General features: G+C 67.7%; 12 protein-coding genes and 1 pseudogene. 10 read left to right on the top strand and 3 right to left on the bottom strand.

The genetic code is table 11. The features are described from left to right. Positions 1 to 23: 23 nt before the first annotated feature. Positions 24 to 392, top strand: coding sequence for a MerR family transcriptional regulator (locus HNR07_RS20800; RefSeq protein WP_184372416.1), 369 nt, complete (start codon positions 24 to 26; stop codon positions 390 to 392). A gap of 110 nt (positions 393 to 502) precedes the next feature. Here the strand turns inward: HNR07_RS20800 and HNR07_RS20795 are convergent, their stop codons facing one another. Beyond that, complete coding sequence (locus tag HNR07_RS20795) at positions 503 to 1,228, bottom strand: 3-keto-5-aminohexanoate cleavage protein (protein WP_184366430.1); 726 nt, start codon at positions 1,226 to 1,228, stop codon at positions 503 to 505. Positions 1,229 to 1,320: 92 nt separating this feature from the next. On the opposite strand from HNR07_RS20795, the gene HNR07_RS20790 reads away from it, so the two are divergent. From HNR07_RS20790 to HNR07_RS20765, 6 genes and pseudogenes are all read left to right on the top strand, one after another. Next, positions 1,321 to 2,397, top strand: a complete 1,077-nt coding sequence (locus HNR07_RS20790) for a hypothetical protein (protein WP_184366429.1) — start codon at positions 1,321 to 1,323, stop codon at positions 2,395 to 2,397. 234 nt (positions 2,398 to 2,631) lie between these two features. Beyond that, a pseudogene (locus HNR07_RS36145) lies at positions 2,632 to 3,126 on the top strand (transposase family protein); the annotation flags it as partial. Next, complete coding sequence (locus HNR07_RS20780; protein ID WP_184373107.1) at positions 3,026 to 3,424, top strand: hypothetical protein; 399 nt, start codon at positions 3,026 to 3,028, stop codon at positions 3,422 to 3,424. The pseudogene HNR07_RS36145 and the gene HNR07_RS20780, both read left to right, overlap by 101 nt. 503 nt (positions 3,425 to 3,927) lie before the next feature. Beyond that, positions 3,928 to 4,458: a hypothetical protein gene (locus tag HNR07_RS20775; RefSeq protein WP_184366427.1), complete on the top strand. Its 531-nt coding sequence runs from the start codon at positions 3,928 to 3,930 to the stop codon at positions 4,456 to 4,458. Positions 4,459 to 4,591: 133 nt separating this feature from the next. Next, positions 4,592 to 5,401: a transposase family protein gene (locus HNR07_RS20770; RefSeq protein WP_184371353.1), complete on the top strand. Its 810-nt coding sequence runs from the start codon at positions 4,592 to 4,594 to the stop codon at positions 5,399 to 5,401. A gap of 363 nt (positions 5,402 to 5,764) precedes the next feature. Continuing rightward, positions 5,765 to 6,283 carry a hypothetical protein gene (locus HNR07_RS20765; RefSeq protein WP_184366426.1) on the top strand — a complete coding sequence of 173 codons (519 nt, stop codon included), beginning with the start codon at positions 5,765 to 5,767 and terminating at the stop codon, positions 6,281 to 6,283. A gap of 105 nt (positions 6,284 to 6,388) precedes the next feature. Here the strand turns inward: HNR07_RS20765 and HNR07_RS20760 are convergent, their stop codons facing one another. Together HNR07_RS20760 and serC are read right to left on the bottom strand one after the other, a co-directional pair. Beyond that, complete coding sequence (locus tag HNR07_RS20760; protein ID WP_184366425.1) at positions 6,389 to 7,396, bottom strand: glycerophosphodiester phosphodiesterase family protein; 1,008 nt, start codon at positions 7,394 to 7,396, stop codon at positions 6,389 to 6,391. 124 nt (positions 7,397 to 7,520) lie between these two features. Next, complete coding sequence (serC, locus tag HNR07_RS20755; RefSeq protein WP_184366424.1) at positions 7,521 to 8,666, bottom strand: phosphoserine transaminase; 1,146 nt, start codon at positions 8,664 to 8,666, stop codon at positions 7,521 to 7,523. A gap of 199 nt (positions 8,667 to 8,865) precedes the next feature. Here serC and HNR07_RS20750 point away from each other — a divergent pair, with 199 nt between their 5' ends. The 3 genes from HNR07_RS20750 (at position 8,866) to HNR07_RS20740 (ending at position 14,336) form a co-directional block, all read left to right on the top strand. Beyond that, on the top strand, positions 8,866 to 12,513 hold the full coding sequence (locus HNR07_RS20750; protein WP_184366423.1) for an ABC transporter substrate-binding protein: 3,648 nt from the start codon (positions 8,866 to 8,868) through the stop codon (positions 12,511 to 12,513). Between the two features lie 25 nt (positions 12,514 to 12,538). Then, positions 12,539 to 13,195 (top strand): pyridoxamine 5'-phosphate oxidase, encoded by a 657-nt coding sequence (gene pdxH, locus HNR07_RS20745; protein ID WP_184366422.1) that lies wholly within the window; start codon positions 12,539 to 12,541, stop codon positions 13,193 to 13,195. Positions 13,196 to 13,637: 442 nt separating this feature from the next. Beyond that, on the top strand, positions 13,638 to 14,336 hold the full coding sequence (locus HNR07_RS20740; protein ID WP_184366421.1) for a metal-dependent transcriptional regulator: 699 nt from the start codon (positions 13,638 to 13,640) through the stop codon (positions 14,334 to 14,336). Positions 14,337 to 14,365: the final 29 nt, after the last annotated feature.

Genomic DNA, 14,365 nt, shown 5'->3' with positions numbered 1-14,365 from the left:
CCACGGCCGGGACGGAGACGCACATGCGCATCGGGGAACTCGCCGAACGCACGGGGGCCAGCACGCGCTCCCTGAGGTACTACGAACAGCGCGGTCTGCTCACCTCCGAACGCGCCGCCAACGGGTACCGTGAGTACGGTCCCGAGGCGGTGGAGAGGGTGCGCAACATCCGCCTCCTCCTGGAATCCGGCCTGACCTCGGAGGACATCCAGGAACTGCGGGCCTGCCTGGAGCTCGACCTGGTCCGCGAACCCGAGTGCGCCGAGGCCGTCGCCCTCTACGAGCAGCGGCTCCAAGCGGTCCGGGAACGCATCGACGCGCTCACCGCCACCGAGCGGCGCCTCGAACGCCGCCTGGCGGACCACCCCCTCCGAGACGGCGCCGAGGCGTAGCGGCCCTGGAGGGCGATGGTCGCCCTTTCGGCTCACCCGTGCCGCGAAGCGCCCGCGAGCCGAGTTGTTTCGGACGAGTGGTTCCGGAGCGCCCGGACGCCGGTTCCGGCTCAGGCGGAGGCGGAGGCCAGGGCGACCGCGTGCTCCACGAGCGCCGCGTTGTCGTGCGCCTCCGCGCCGTCGGGCAGACGCATGGTGTCCGCCAGCCCGATCCGGATGTCCAGCCCCTCCTCCAGCGCCTGGGACAGCATCGGCCAGGCCGTCGCGTCCGCGCCGTGCAACATACGGGGAACAGCGACCTTGCCCCGGTCCAGCACGCTCATGATCGCCGCCGTGTTGCGCTGGGCGTCATCCACCGCGACCTGGGTCGGCTCCACCAGCACCGCCGCCACCCGTACCTTGGTGGCGACCAGGATGCGGGCGGCGTCCACCGTCCACACCCCCGCCTCGACCGCGACCCGGCGGTCACCCAGTAGGTGGATCAGGTCCACCGAACCCGCCTCGTGCAGGTTCACCGACACCGAGTCGGGTAAGGACGGTGACGCCCATCTCTGCACCAGGTCGTAGCGCCGCCAGGGGTCGGACTGCGCCGACAGCGACGTGGTCAGCGACACCGGCACGTCCGGGCCGTCCGCGCGCATCCGTTCCATCAGCGCCGCCACCGCCTGCGGTTCCAGGGACTCCGCGCCCCCGGCGTCGCGCGGATGGATGTGGACGGCGGTGGCGCCCGCGGCCACCACGGCATGGGCGTCGGTGACGAGCTGGTCGACGGACACGGGCAGGGCGGGGTGCGCACCCGGACGGCGATCACCGTTGAGACAGGCGACGATCCTCATGGGGTCTCTCCTTACGGCGCTCTGTAAGCCGAATGTGCCCGCTCGCACCCGGGTGCAAGCCCTTGGGAGCTACCCCTGGCAGGATGGCGGACATGAGAAGACCTCTGGCCCTCGCCGCGGCCGTCCTGTTCGCCCTCCTTCCGGCGGTACCCGCCACGGCCGCTCCCATGGACCCCGAGGACGGTACGGGGGGACGCAACTACCCGCGCGGGGGCGAGGGGCCCGAGGGGTCGGAGATCGTCTTCAACTTCCAGGACGAGCGGATCGCGGAATCCAGCGGCCTGGCCCCCTCGCTGCGGCACGAGGGCGTGTGGTGGACGCACAACGACAGCGGCGACTTCGCCGCCGAGGTGTACGCGGTGAACGAGGAGGGCGAGACGGTCGCGACGGTCGCCCTGAACGTGGAACTGAGGGATTGGGAGGCGATCAGCGTCGCCCAGGGGCCCGAAGGCGAACCGGCCGTGTTCGTGGGTGACATCGGCGACAACTTCGGCGGCAGCTGGCCCAACATCCGGGTCTACCACTTCACCGAACCCGAGGTCCTCAGCGACATGGTCCTGGACCCGTCGGTGCTCACCTTCACCTACGAGGACGGCGGACGTGACGCCGAGGGTCTGATGATCGACCCCCGTGACGGGCGCCTGTACGTGGTGTCCAAGGAGTTCGCGGGCAGTGTGTACGCCGCCCCGGAGAACCTTGATCCGGTCGGCGAGAACGTCCTGAGCCGGGTCGACTCCGCGCCGCTGTTCGCCACGGACGCCGCGTTCAGCCCGGACGGCACCCGCTACGCCATCCGCACCTACTGGGGCGTGACCCTCTACGACTCCACCGACGGCGTTCCGGGCCGCTCGGTGGGCTCCTTCGACCTGCCGGAGATGGAACAGGGCGAGTCGGTGGCCTTCACCCCGGACGGCACGGCGCTGATGGCCGGGACCGAGGGTATGAACTCCCCGGTCTGGCGGGTCCCGCTGGAAGGCGAGCAGCTCCCCGACATCGCCGCTGACGCGGAGGCCGACGCGGGCGGGGACGCGTCCGAGGCCTCCCCGGTCTCGGACGCGGAGGACACCGACGAGGGCGGCTCCACGGGTGCCACCCCGCTCATCCTCGGTGGCGTCGCGGTCGCCGCCGTCCTGATCGGCGGCATCATCCTCCTGGTCCGCCGCCTCTGACCCAGGGCCCCGGAGTTCTCGCGCTCTGCCGGGGAAGGCACGAAGGCCAGATTCGAGTAGCTCAGGCGGGCATGGGCGAGTCCAGACACGCGAAAACGGGCATGGAGCCCGTGGATCATGGAGTTGTCGAGACAACACGATCCGCAAGGTGCCATGCCCGCTGTGTCATCGTCTCTCACCCTTAGCGTTCTCTCCACCGGTCCGGCCGATGACCTGACGGACCACCTGTCCACCATCGATGACCCCCGAGATCCACGAGGCCGCCGCTACAGCCTGCCCAGCCTGCTCGCCCTGGCCGTGTGCGCCCTGACCAGCGCCGGGCACCACAGCACCTGCGCCCCCATCGAATGGGCCCACAACACACCCCGCCACGTCCTGCTCAGCCTGGGCCCGCCCCTAGGCCCCTTCACCGGGCGCATCCACATCCCCGACGAACGCACCTTGCGTGAAGTCCTCGCCCGCCTGGACCCCGCTCAGTTGGCCCGAGCCGGCCTGGTCACACTGAACACCCACACCACACCCCGACTCCTACGCCCGAAGGCGCCTTTCCGGGCGAATGGTAGCCGAAGGGTCCGCTTTGGCAGGACACGGGGCTGGGTTCCCTTCGGTGGGGGAAAGGGTAGGGACGTTGGAGTTTCTCGCCTCGCTGGACAGCTTAACTTTTCGAATCGTTGCAATGTCGATAACGGCGGCCCTCGGAGCTTTTGGCGTCGTGATGAAGATCGCTGAGTCCGATCTGAACAAGGAGAAGGCTAGGCTGGAGTATGATCACGAAAATTCCCAGGTATCGCATGATGCCCGGCGGATCGGTCATGAAAAGGATGTGCTGGAGGCGCGGAAGAAGGAAGCCGATATTGCTTTGAATGAGAGGGCTGAGGTCGCGAAGGATGCTCTGGGTGTCAAGAATGCGACCCTTGTTTCACTTGGCCCCGTGGAGAACGCTCTCAAGTTGATGCAAAAGATCAGCCCGAAGATTGAGAAATCCATAAATGAGAAATCAAAGGAAAGGAAAGAGGGGGGGAGGTGAGGGGGGCGGCGCGGAGCTCGGATCGATCCTTTCCGGTTGATCTGGGCAAAGTGTTCAAGCGTGGTTTCGGTCCTTTGCTGTGTGGATGTGGATTGACTTATGTTCCTTGCTTTCTACTCTGTCTCTTTGATCTTGCTCGGTTGTTTGCTTTTTTTGGTTTGGATGTATCTAAGAAAAACAGCTGTTCGCTTGGATCCAGATGGATGGGGGGATGAGGGTTTAAAAGATGTGACTGAAGATATTCGGCGCTTGGAAGTTTTGCAGAGCGATATTTCTCGGGTCAGGGGTTCGATCCAGGGCCAGCTTCAGGTTCTTGATTTGGCAGTACGCGAAACCGAGGATTCCGATGGCTCTCTGTTCCCTTACCACCCTGGATCCCTGGGGCGCTCCGCTGGGCGCTCTGGGGAAGCGATGGAATGGATTCGCCGCAGATACGACCAGGTCGCGGTCGCGTCTGCCCGGAGTGCCGCCGACCGTGCTGCATCGGATAGTGGGTAGTGCCCATGGGATCTGCTCTGGTGGTCGGATTTGTTGTAGCTATCGGTGCAACAGCCGTGGCGACTTTCATCAACGGTGCGTACAAGTGGGCTCAGGCATATCTTGCCCTGAGTCAGGCTAAAGCACACATCGAAGTGGATGATAGGGAGAAGGCGCAGAAGAACATTTATGAACGAAGGGACCATCATAGTCAGATGTGGGAAGTTGGGAGAGGTGGAATGATCAAAGATCGCGCTGTTGGGGAGGAGATTGAAGGCGCGAAGATTGAAGTCCTTGAAGGTTTTGAAAAAATTGATACGAATAGGGATTTGATTGCCTCTGGGTTTATTGGCCTGATGAATTTTGGTGTTCTCTCCAGGGGGGAGGGCGGGAAATTTCATCTGGTAGATGAGAGTCTGGTTGAGCCTGAGTATGCGTCTGTAATAGAAAAATCTTTGAAGGTTTACAACTGGGGCCTTGATAAAAGCTATCGAAGCGAGGCGATGCGGGCCTTTGCTGAGCTCCCCGTGCTGACTGAGGTTTTCTCAGCGAAATGATCTCTGCGGAGCAGGGTGATTTTCGGATCCCCGCCGGGCCGGACGAGTGGCACCTGGATGCGAGCAGACGTAAAGCCCCTGGTAGGACAGGTCTCACCACAAGATCATGTCCGTAACCACCAGAGGCTTCACGTTGGTCACCTATTCTGCCACCCTCGACGTCCCACGCCACATCGTCGAGTTCCTCGCCCGACACCTGGCCGCCCACCGCCGAAGCATCGCCACTCCGAAGGGCTCACGGGCACTCGGGCCGTTCCGCCAAGCGGTGCTGGTGCTGCGCTGGTTCCGTGAGCGCGGCTGTGTGCACTGCCTGGCCCGTGACGCCGGAATCTCCCAGGCCACCAGCTACCGCTACCTACACGAAGGCATCGACGTCCTCGCCGGCCAGGCCCCCGACCTGCACGAAGTCTTGGCCAATTGCCACAACGAAGGGATAGCGCGCGTAGTCTTGGACGGCACGCTGATCGCCTCCGACCGCCTCGCGGGCGTCCGCGAGAACGGCAACGACCTGTGGTTCAGCCAAAAACACAAGGCCTTCGGCGGCAACATCCAGTTCCTATCCGCACCGGACGGCACCCCGCTGTGGGTCTCCGCAGTCGAGCCCGGATCCACCCCCGACATCACCGCCGCCCGCCTCCACGCCCTGCCCGCCCTGTACAAGGCAGCGGCCGAGGGCCTGCCCACCCTGGCTGACAAGGGCTACCAAGGCGCCGGTATCGGCGTGCACACCCCCATCAAGCGCCCTACGGGCCAGGGCGAAGGGGCTCTGCACGTGGACACACGGATGTATAACGCGCTGTTGCGGCACGTGCGTGCGCTCGGTGAGCGCACCGCCGCCGAACTCAAGGAGCGCTGGCGGACGCTGAAGTACGTCACGCTTAGCCCGAGCCGGATCGGAGACATCGCCCGTGCGGCTCTTGTCCTCAACAGGCAGTGGAAATGATCTTCGCTGAGAAAACCTCACTGAGGGCAATTTTATCGAAAGCGTTCTGCAGCAGCATGAGGAGGCTGAAGAATTTGCCAACCGGAGTTCTGCCAAGAAGGACTCCACGGTGGAGGGGGAGGAGGCTTCCGAGGCGAAGGAGGGCGTGAACGGGACACAGGACCAACCCAGGAGCGTGGAAAACCAGGGGGGCCCAGGTGTTGAGGGCGCGCAAGTCGTACCCGCACGGGGTCTGGGACACCAGCCCCGGCTGGGGGACGTCCCCCAGAGGTCTGCTGGAAAGAGCTTGGCTGAGCAGGAGCGCACGTCCGCGGCCAGGGGGAAGTTCTTCAGATTCGGCAGCCGGAAGGGACGGTCCTCCTGATGCCCGGACTGCAGGCGGCAGAAGCGTTCATGATGCTCACCTCCGCCCTGAGCACGGCTTTCCTCGCCTGGCTTCTGTGGCAGATGGAGAAGTACTCATCCAAGCACCAGGGGTACCGGATCCGGCAAGCTCGTCGTCCCGAGGTCCTGATGCGGGAGGCAGAGGTCTACATGCGGGCGTTGGAAGAGGAGTACAGGAACGTCAGCGGCTTCCACGAGCGGAATGTCCGGCCCCTGGGAGAGAACGGTCGCTTCGACCCCCGTGAGGGCACCTTCCTCGATCCGGAGAGGGCCAGCCGTGACTTGAAGCGGGTACAGGCCAGGCAGCAGGAGATCCAACGGAACTTCGAAGCGGAGCTGGCCAGGGTCGACGAAGAACAGAAGCTGCTGGATGATCACGCTGTCGCATACTGGGAGAAGGAGCTGAGGAAGAACCGGATCTTCGGCTATGTGGTACTGGCCGCCTTCTTCTGGTCGAGCCTGAGCTTCCTCTACGCGGTGCTCTTCCTCTGGCTCTGATCACGGGTGGAGGGCCAGGGGGCTCGCACGCTGTCATACGAGCCCCTGGAAACGGCAGTGCACCGGGCACGCTGGCCCCGGCTCGACCGCGCCGACGAGCGGCCCCTACTTCTCGGGCTGCGGGTCCAGGTAGTGCTCGCGGCACAGGAAGGCGTGCCGGGAGAAGTCGGAGAACACGCCGTCCACGCCCGCGTCGAAGAAGGCCTCGTACTCGGCGGCGAAGCCCCCGTAGTCCTTGGGGTCGCCGTCCGAGCGCAGGTCGGTGGGCAGGAAGTGGTTCTCGCTGCGGAACGTGTAGGGGTGCACGACCAGACCGGCCTCGTGGGCGTCCTTGACCAGGTCGGTGGGCTCGCCCAGGGAGCCGTCCTCGTTGGTGGGGATGACCAGGCTCTTGTGCGGGCCGATGGCGTGCGCGAACGCCGCCACCTCGGCCAGGCCGTCCGGGGTCGTGTAGTGCAGCCACTCGTCCTCGGTGCCCATCAGGTACACCAGCGGAAGACCGGTCTCGGCGAGCTTGCGCAGGCTCTCGGACTCGAAGGACTGGAGGAAGACGGGGACCTTGGGCTCCTCACCCACCAGCCCGGCCTCGCGCAGCGCGGCGATCAGCGGGGGTTCGAGGTCCAGGCCCTGCGCCACGTGGTGGGCCGGGTGCTTGGTCTCGGGGTAGATCCCGATCGGGCGGCCCAGCTCCTCGGTGAGGGAGAGGGCGAGCTCGATGACCTCCCGCAGGGTCGGGATCTCGTAGGTCCCGTCCATCACCGCGTTCTCCGGGCGGACCTCGGCCATCCGCTCACGGGCGCGCAGGGTCTTGATCTCGGCGAGGGTGAAGTCCTGGGCGTAGAACCCCTCGACCTCGCGGCCGTCGATGGTCCGCGTGGTGCGCCGGTCCGCGAACTCGGGGCGGTCGGCCACGTCCGTGGTCTCGCCGATCTCCTGTTCGTGGCGGCAGATCAGCTGGCCGTCCTTGGTGGCGACCAGGTCCATCTCGATGAAGTCGCCGCCGTGGCGGGCGCCCAGCTCGTACGAGGCCAGGGTGTGCTCGGGCCGGTGACCGGAAGCCCCCCGGTGGGAAATGATCTTGATGGGGAGTTCGGTCTTCTTGTTCCTGCGCACAGTGGAACCGTCCTGGGAAACGATGATCGGAAGAAGGAGAAGGAGGCCGACCCACGCGCGGCGGGTCGGCCTCCATTCTCCAACGTCCGCGGACCGATTCAGGACGGCCTTGCGCTGGGCCCGCCTACGAGAGCTTGCCGAGCACGTAGTCGATGCACTCGGTGAGCGCGTTGACGTCGCTGGGCTCCACGGCCGGGAACATCGCCACGCGCAGCTGGTTGCGGCCCAGCTTGCGGTAGGGCTCGGTGTCCACGATGCCGTTGGCGCGCAGCACCTTGGCGATCTGGGCGGCGTCGACGTCGTCGGTGAAGTCGATGGTGCCGACCACCTGGGAGCGCTGGGCCGGGTCGGTGACGAACGGAGTCGCGACCGGGGAGCGGTCCGCCCAGTTGTAGAGGATCGAGGAGGACTCGTGGGTGCGCGCCACGGTCCACTTGAGCCCGCCCTGGCTGTTCATCCACTCCAGCTGCTCGGCGAGGAGCAGCAGGGTGGCCACGGCCGGGGTGTTGTAGGTCTGGTCCTTGGCGGAGTTGGCCACCGCCGTGGTCAGCGAGAAGAACTCGGGGATGTAGCGGCCGCTCGCCGCGATCTCCTCGACCCGGGCCAGGGCCCTGGGCGACATGACAGCGAGCCACAGGCCGCCGTCCGCGGCGAAGCTCTTCTGCGGGGCGAAGTAGTAGACGTCGGTCTCGGCGATGTCGACTGGCAGGCCGCCCGCTCCGCTGGTGGCGTCCACGAGCACGAGCGCGTCCTCGTCGGCGCCCGCGACCCGCTTGATGGGCGCGGCCACACCGGTGGAGGTCTCGTTGTGGGTGAGCGCGTACACGTCCACCCCGGCCTCGGCGACGGCCTCGCCGTGGGTGCCGGGATCGGTGGTGATGACCGTGGGCTCGTCCAGCCAGGGGGCGCCCTTGGCGACCTTGGCGAACTTGCTGGAGAACTCACCGAAGGCCAGGTGCTGCGACTTGGAGCGCAGCAGGCCGTGGGCGGCGATGTCCCAGAAGGCGGTGGTTCCGCCGTTGCCCAGGACCACCTCGTAGCCCTCGGGCAGGGAGAAGAGCTCGCTCACCCCGGAGCGGACCCGGCCCACCAGGGACTTGACCGGCTTCTGCCGGTGGGAGGTCCCCAGGTAGTGGGAACCGGACGCGGCGAGGGCGTCGAGCTGGGCCGCGCGGACTTTGGAGGGGCCGCTCCCGAAACGGCCGTCGGCGGGCAGCAGGTTCGCGGGAATCTGAATCTCGGTCACGTCGACCAGCGTAGTGGTGGGCATCGCGACGCCGCCGGTCAGGGCGGCAATTGGCGTCGTGAAATCACGTGACCGTGTCAAAAATTTGTCACATTAGCGGTGTTATGGCCGGTATGGGCCAGTCTTAATTCCGGCGAAAGGGATGTAACCCGGGTGTCTTTTGCTGTCTAATGGGCCAGCTGTCGGGGGGCGAGCACAACACGAGTGTGGAGGGATGTTCCGAGTGTCCGACCAGACACCCGAGGCCCAGGACGAGCGGACGGCCAAACCCGCGTTCCTCCGGGTCTTCGAGGACCTGCGCCGACGCCGCTCGCGCTCCAGCTACGCCAGGCTCCGCAGGATGGAGCGCAGGGTGGCCCGGCGCCGCCCCGCCGGGAAGGGCAAGCTCCAGCGGGGCGACATCGCCGAGCCCCCGCCGGTCCTGGACCTGGTCACCGAACGCCGCGCCGACCGGGCCGCGGTCCAGCGCATGCTGGTGCGCGCGAGCGCGGTGGGCCCGGTGTGGCTGCTCCCGGAGGGCGTGTCCGCAGAGGAGTCCCCGGAAGCCTCCGAACCCCGCGACGCACCTGGCGCCCCCGATGCCGGAGAACGCCGGTTCGCCGAAGTGCCCCGAGGACGCCGTGGCGCTCCCGCCAAAGGCCGGGGGACGCGCCGGTCCTTGTGGACCCGCACAGCGGACACCACGGTCCCGCCACCGCCGCGACCGCCCCGCGCGGAGACGGACCAGGACACAGCACGGGCCGCCGAGGACGCGGACACCGACGTCACCACCAAGGAGCTGTACGAACTCCTGGAAAGACTGGTCGACGGCGGGTTCGCGTGGATGGACGACCCGCCTGAGCCGCCGCGCGGACGCAAGCCCCCGCCCCCGCCCCGCTTCTCCCGGGTCCGCTCCCTGCTGTGGCTGCGGCGCTGCAATCCCAAGAGCATCCGGGAGTGGCTCTCGGAGGGGGAGACCGCCCCCGAGCACGGCACCCTCCCGAACACCAGTGAGGCGCAGGCAGCGGTCATCAACGCACTGCGTCGGGTCAGGCTGGAGAGCGCGCGCAGGCGTCGGGACGACCTCGTGGAACGCGCGAGCCGGGCCGCCGACGAGCCGGGGTCCGCGGTGGCGCCCGGCCGGTGGGAACTGGCCCGCAGCCGCTTCGTGGTCTACTGGCGCAACCTCGCCAGCAGCGCGGCCAGAACCTCCCGCCTGGTCACCCTGGCCTCGGGGAAAGCCACCTTCGGCTTCCTCGACGAGAAGGTCCTCACCCCGCTGGCCTTCGTCGTCTCCCTGGTGGTCGCGGCCGCCCCCTTCACCTTCGCCTTCGTGGGACTGGCCGCCCAGCAGGTCAACGAGCTGGTCTCCGTCCTGGTCGGCGCGCTGCTGGTCACCGTCTACCTGCTTACCGTGTTCTTCTTCTTCCTCCCCTGGCGCCCCTACCTTTGGCTGCACCACCACCGTTACCTCCTGGACCAGCAGGGCCGGGACGGCTTCGAGAGCAGCGCCGACCAGGGCTTCATGGGCCGCCACCGCGCGCGCGGTGTCCACCTCCTCAACCAGCTCAACAACCCCGAGCAGGACCAAGCTCGGATCAACGGACCGGGAGGTCCGCCCGGTACCCACAAGATCGCGGTCAACGCTCTGTTGGACGACCTCCACCGGGCCTACGGGGCAGGACGTCGAGGCCTGCGCCGTCGGACGGGGGCCAGGCCGGTGCTCGTCTACGACCAGCGGCGCCTGGACCGGGTCGGCCGCTACCTGGTCTGGCTGATCGAGTCGGAGCGCCTGCGCCGGGCCTTCCCCGACCCCCTGCTCCTGGTCCAGGTACGCGACTCCGAACTCCCGCCGCTGGTGGACGGCTCCATCGACGCCGCGCGTAACGGGAAGCTGCCCGAGCTCACCGGTACCGCGAGCGTTGAAGGCGGGGAGGAGACGTCCTCACCGGTCCGGGAGTGGACCCTGAGGCGGTACCTGTCCGGAGTGCTCGGCGCTGAGCGCGTCATCACCCAGTACGTCGGACCGCTGCCCGGGGACGGCCGGGGGCACACGCGGCGCGGGACCCCCGAGTGGGTGCTGAACGGGCCGACCCTCGCCGGGGCGTGGGCCGCCGGTGCGGCGGGAACGACCGCGGTGCTGGTCCTGTTCGGGATGGTCTTCCTGCCCACGGTGGCGCAGGCGCGCAACCCCTGTGTCCAGGAGGGGGTCTGGCAGCCCGCGGGCATCACCAGGGTCGGCGACCAGTGCGTCGGCGTCACCTTCGGCGACTTCGTGTTCCACGAACGCCTGGCCGAGGCCACCGAGCTCATCCACGAACAGAACCGGGCAGTCGACGCGAGCGGAGACCCCTACGTCACCATCGCCCACCTCGCCGAGATGGACGTCGCCGACCCCGAGGACCCCTCCCTCGCCGGTGCCCAGGGCGAACTCCTGGGGCTCGCCTACCAGCAGCGTGAGCACAACCGGATCAAGGACGCCAGGCACCCCAGGATCAAGCTGCTCATCGGTAACGCGGGCCAGGGCTGGGAACACTCCCTGGTGGCCGCGCAGGAGATCGTGGACCGCGCGGGTGACGAGAGGCTCGGGATGGACCGGCCGATCGCCGCGGTCGGGTTCGGCCACAGCGTCGTGCCCAACAGCCGCGCCATCCAGAGGGTCGGTGAGGCCTCGCTCGCCATGGTGGGCACCACCGCCACCTTCGACGACGTCGCCCAGTACGGCGCCCGCGAACACAGCGAGTTCTACTTCCCGATCTCCCCGGCCAACAGCCGGATCGCCGTGCAGGCCGCCCACTGGGCCCGGCACGGGGTGGCCTGGAGCGGAGCCGACGGGGTGGAGCACGGGCTGGAGCCGCACGAGACCGCCGTGGCGATCGCCAGCGGCCAGACCGACGCCGAGGGCGGGGAGCACGAGCAGTACGGCCCGCACCTGGCCCGGGAGTTCATCGCGGCCTTCCAGGCGCGCGGCGGACAGGTGTGGGAGGGAGCCGGGGAGCTCGACCGCGGGGAGTACGACGGCCAGGGGGTGCTGCTCTACCAGAGCGGCGACCTGGAGACCGACACCACCTACGCCGAGCAGCTGGAACGCCTGTGCACCCACGAGAACCCGCCGGACCTGCTCTACTACGCGGGCCGTTCCGCCGACTTCACCGAGTTCTACCGCCGGTTCATCCGGACCGGCGGCGAGGACTGCGTCGGCGGGCACATGACCATCCTCGGCGGTGACGACATCTCCAAGTTCGTCTCCGACGAGGAGGGGCTCATCGGCAGCAACGCCGCGCACCACTCGGTGTTCTACACGCCGCTGGCGCCCAGCGGCCCCTGGGGCGCACAGGGCGGGACCGGTGACGACGCGGGCGGCAGCGACCAGGGGTTCTATGACGACGTCAACTCCCTGCTGCGGGACCTGTACGCGGAGGAGGACGAGGACGGTGACGTGAGCCTGGCGCCCAAGAAGGACCTGCCCTCCATCGCGCACGCCGCCGTGGCCAGCGACGCCCTCCTAGTGGTCTCCGAGGCGCTGCCCGTCACCGGGCTGAGCAGGGAGGAGCTCTCGGCCAGGAACCCGCTGCGCTGGATCGGCCTGGACCGGCACCCCTACCTTCGCACCCAGGAGCAGTACGAGGAGCAGCGCGACCTGCTGCACGGCAGGGTCAAGGGCACCCGCAACCTCACCGGGGTCTCCGGCTACATCGCCTTCGACGCCGAGAACGACGGCAACTGGTTCGACGGCCGCATGGTGCAGCTGGTGCTGGTGGGCCCGGAAGTGGTCAACCCCGAGACCGACGGCCGACAGCGCCAGCACGTCATCCAAAGGTGCGGAATGCGCAACGCCAACACCGTGGAACCCGGGGAGCAGTGTCTGCCCGTGGTCTCCGGAGACCGGTGAGCGCCCGCGTGAGAGTATGCGTCGTGTGGACCACCAGAACCCTGCCGAACTGCGGAAACCGTACACGGGCGAACCTCTGCGCCGCTCGGCCCTGGCCGAGCACCCGATGACGCAGTTCCATCTGTGGTTCGGCGAGGCCTACGACTCCGGTCTCGCCGAACCCAACGCCATGGTGCTGTCGTCGGTGGAGCCCTCCGGTATGCCCCGTTCGCGCACGGTGCTGATGAAGGGCTACGACCGCTCCGGCTTGCGCTTCTTCACCAACTACACCTCGCGCAAGGGGCAGGCCCTGGACGCCGACCCGCGTGCCTGCCTGGTCTTCCCCTGGCACGCGATCCGGCGGCAGGTCCTGATCGCCGGCCGGGTGGAGCGGCTCAGCGACGAGGAGAACGACCTCTACTTCGCCTCCCGCCCGCGCGGCTCCCAGCTGGGCGCCTGGGCCAGTGAGCGGCAGTCCCAGCCGGTGGCCGACCGGACCGAGCTGGACCGCCTCTTCCACGAGTTCGACTCGGTGTGGCGCGCGGACGAGGCCGTTCCCAGGCCCGCCTACTGGGGCGGTTTCCGGCTGGTCCCGCAGGAGGTGGAGTTCTGGCAGGGCGGCGAGGACCGCATGCACGACCGCTTCCGCTACCTGTGGCTCGACACCGAGGGCGAGTGGGAGATCGAACGCCTCGCACCTTGAGAGGCCCCGCTCCCCGAGGACGCTGCCGAGCGCCGCTCGGGAGGGCCGTCAACGGACGATCCGATGAATCCGCGCCCCGACCCCGGGTGATGTTGGTCGCGTCGTACGTGAGTTCGGGAGGTCATGGGGTCTCTGGGGGGCTCCCGCAAGGGTCTTTCGGATACTTCACGTTTCAACCAGCTAGCCTGTAGGCCTGTGACCTCGGACCCTTGACGGCTCCGGGGCGCGCGGACCGCTTGTGTCCGTATAGTGAGACAGCGCCGAAATCCATGCCCGGCGCGTCACGATATGCTTGACGAATCGGTGGTCGCTCCCGCGGTCCTGCGGACGCCCCGGTCCCCACTCGGCCCCAGGGAATCACGTGGTCCCGGCCTGTGTTGTGAGAGACCTGCCGTGCCCGCACGTGACCGCGCGTCGGGCGCAGAGCCTTGGGAGGGGAGTCTTGACCGCACACGGGCTGATCGACACCACGGAGATGTACCTCCGTACGGTCTTCGAGCTCGAAGAGGAGGGCATCGTCCCGCTTCGGGCCAGGATCGCCGAGCGCCTGCACCAGAGCGGGCCCACGGTGAGCCAGACCGTCGCCCGCATGGAGCGTGACGGCCTGCTGAAGGTCGAGAACGACCGCCACCTGGTGATGACCGCCGAGGGTCGCAGGCTGGCCACCCACGTCATGCGCAAGCACCGGCTCGCCGAGCGCCTGCTCGTCGACGTCATCGGGCTGCCCTGGGAGGACGTCCACATCGAGGCCTGCCGCTGGGAGCACGTCATCTCCGAGGCCGTGGAGGAGCGTCTGGTGACGCTGCTCAACGCCCCCTCGGTGTGCCCGCACGGCAACCCGATCCCCGGCCTGGAGGAGCTCGGCCTGGAGGGTTACGCCCCTGAGCCGTTCACCGACGACTCCATCGTCCCGATGATCGACGCGGCCTCCAGCACGGAGACCACAGTCACCGTGCGTCGCATCAGTGAACAACTCCAGCCGGATGCCGACGTCATGCTCACCTTGCGCAAATCCGGGGTACAACCGGGGCAGGAAGTAGTACTCCGGGCTTCGGACGACGGAGTGCGCGTCATCGGCGAGGGCGAGGACACCGAGCTCCCCGCTGGCGTGGCCGGGCACATCTTCGTCGCCAAGCCGTGAAACGTCCATACACGTTGATTGGTTGCTCA

This window comes from Nocardiopsis metallicus (assembly GCF_014201115.1).
GTDB classification, from domain to species: Bacteria; Actinomycetota; Actinomycetes; order Streptosporangiales; family Streptosporangiaceae; genus Nocardiopsis; species Nocardiopsis metallicus.
The sequence above is the reverse complement of the archived record's forward strand: the minus strand, read 5'-3'. Positions and strand labels throughout refer to the sequence as shown.

Bases quoted from the DNA above. Each gene is read 5' to 3' on its own strand.
- HNR07_RS20765 (WP_184366426.1), top strand. From the start codon at position 5,765: ATGCCCGGACTGCAGGCGGCAGAAGCGTTCATGATGCTCACCTCCGCC.
- HNR07_RS20795 (WP_184366430.1), bottom strand. From the start codon at position 1,228: ATGAGGATCGTCGCCTGTCTCAACGGTGATCGCCGTCCGGGTGCGCAC.
- HNR07_RS20775 (WP_184366427.1), top strand. From the start codon at position 3,928: ATGGGATCTGCTCTGGTGGTCGGATTTGTTGTAGCTATCGGTGCAACA.
- HNR07_RS20790 (WP_184366429.1), top strand. From the start codon at position 1,321: ATGAGAAGACCTCTGGCCCTCGCCGCGGCCGTCCTGTTCGCCCTCCTT.
- HNR07_RS20800 (WP_184372416.1), top strand. From the start codon at position 24: ATGCGCATCGGGGAACTCGCCGAACGCACGGGGGCCAGCACGCGCTCC.
- serC (WP_184366424.1), bottom strand. From the start codon at position 8,666: ATGCCCACCACTACGCTGGTCGACGTGACCGAGATTCAGATTCCCGCG.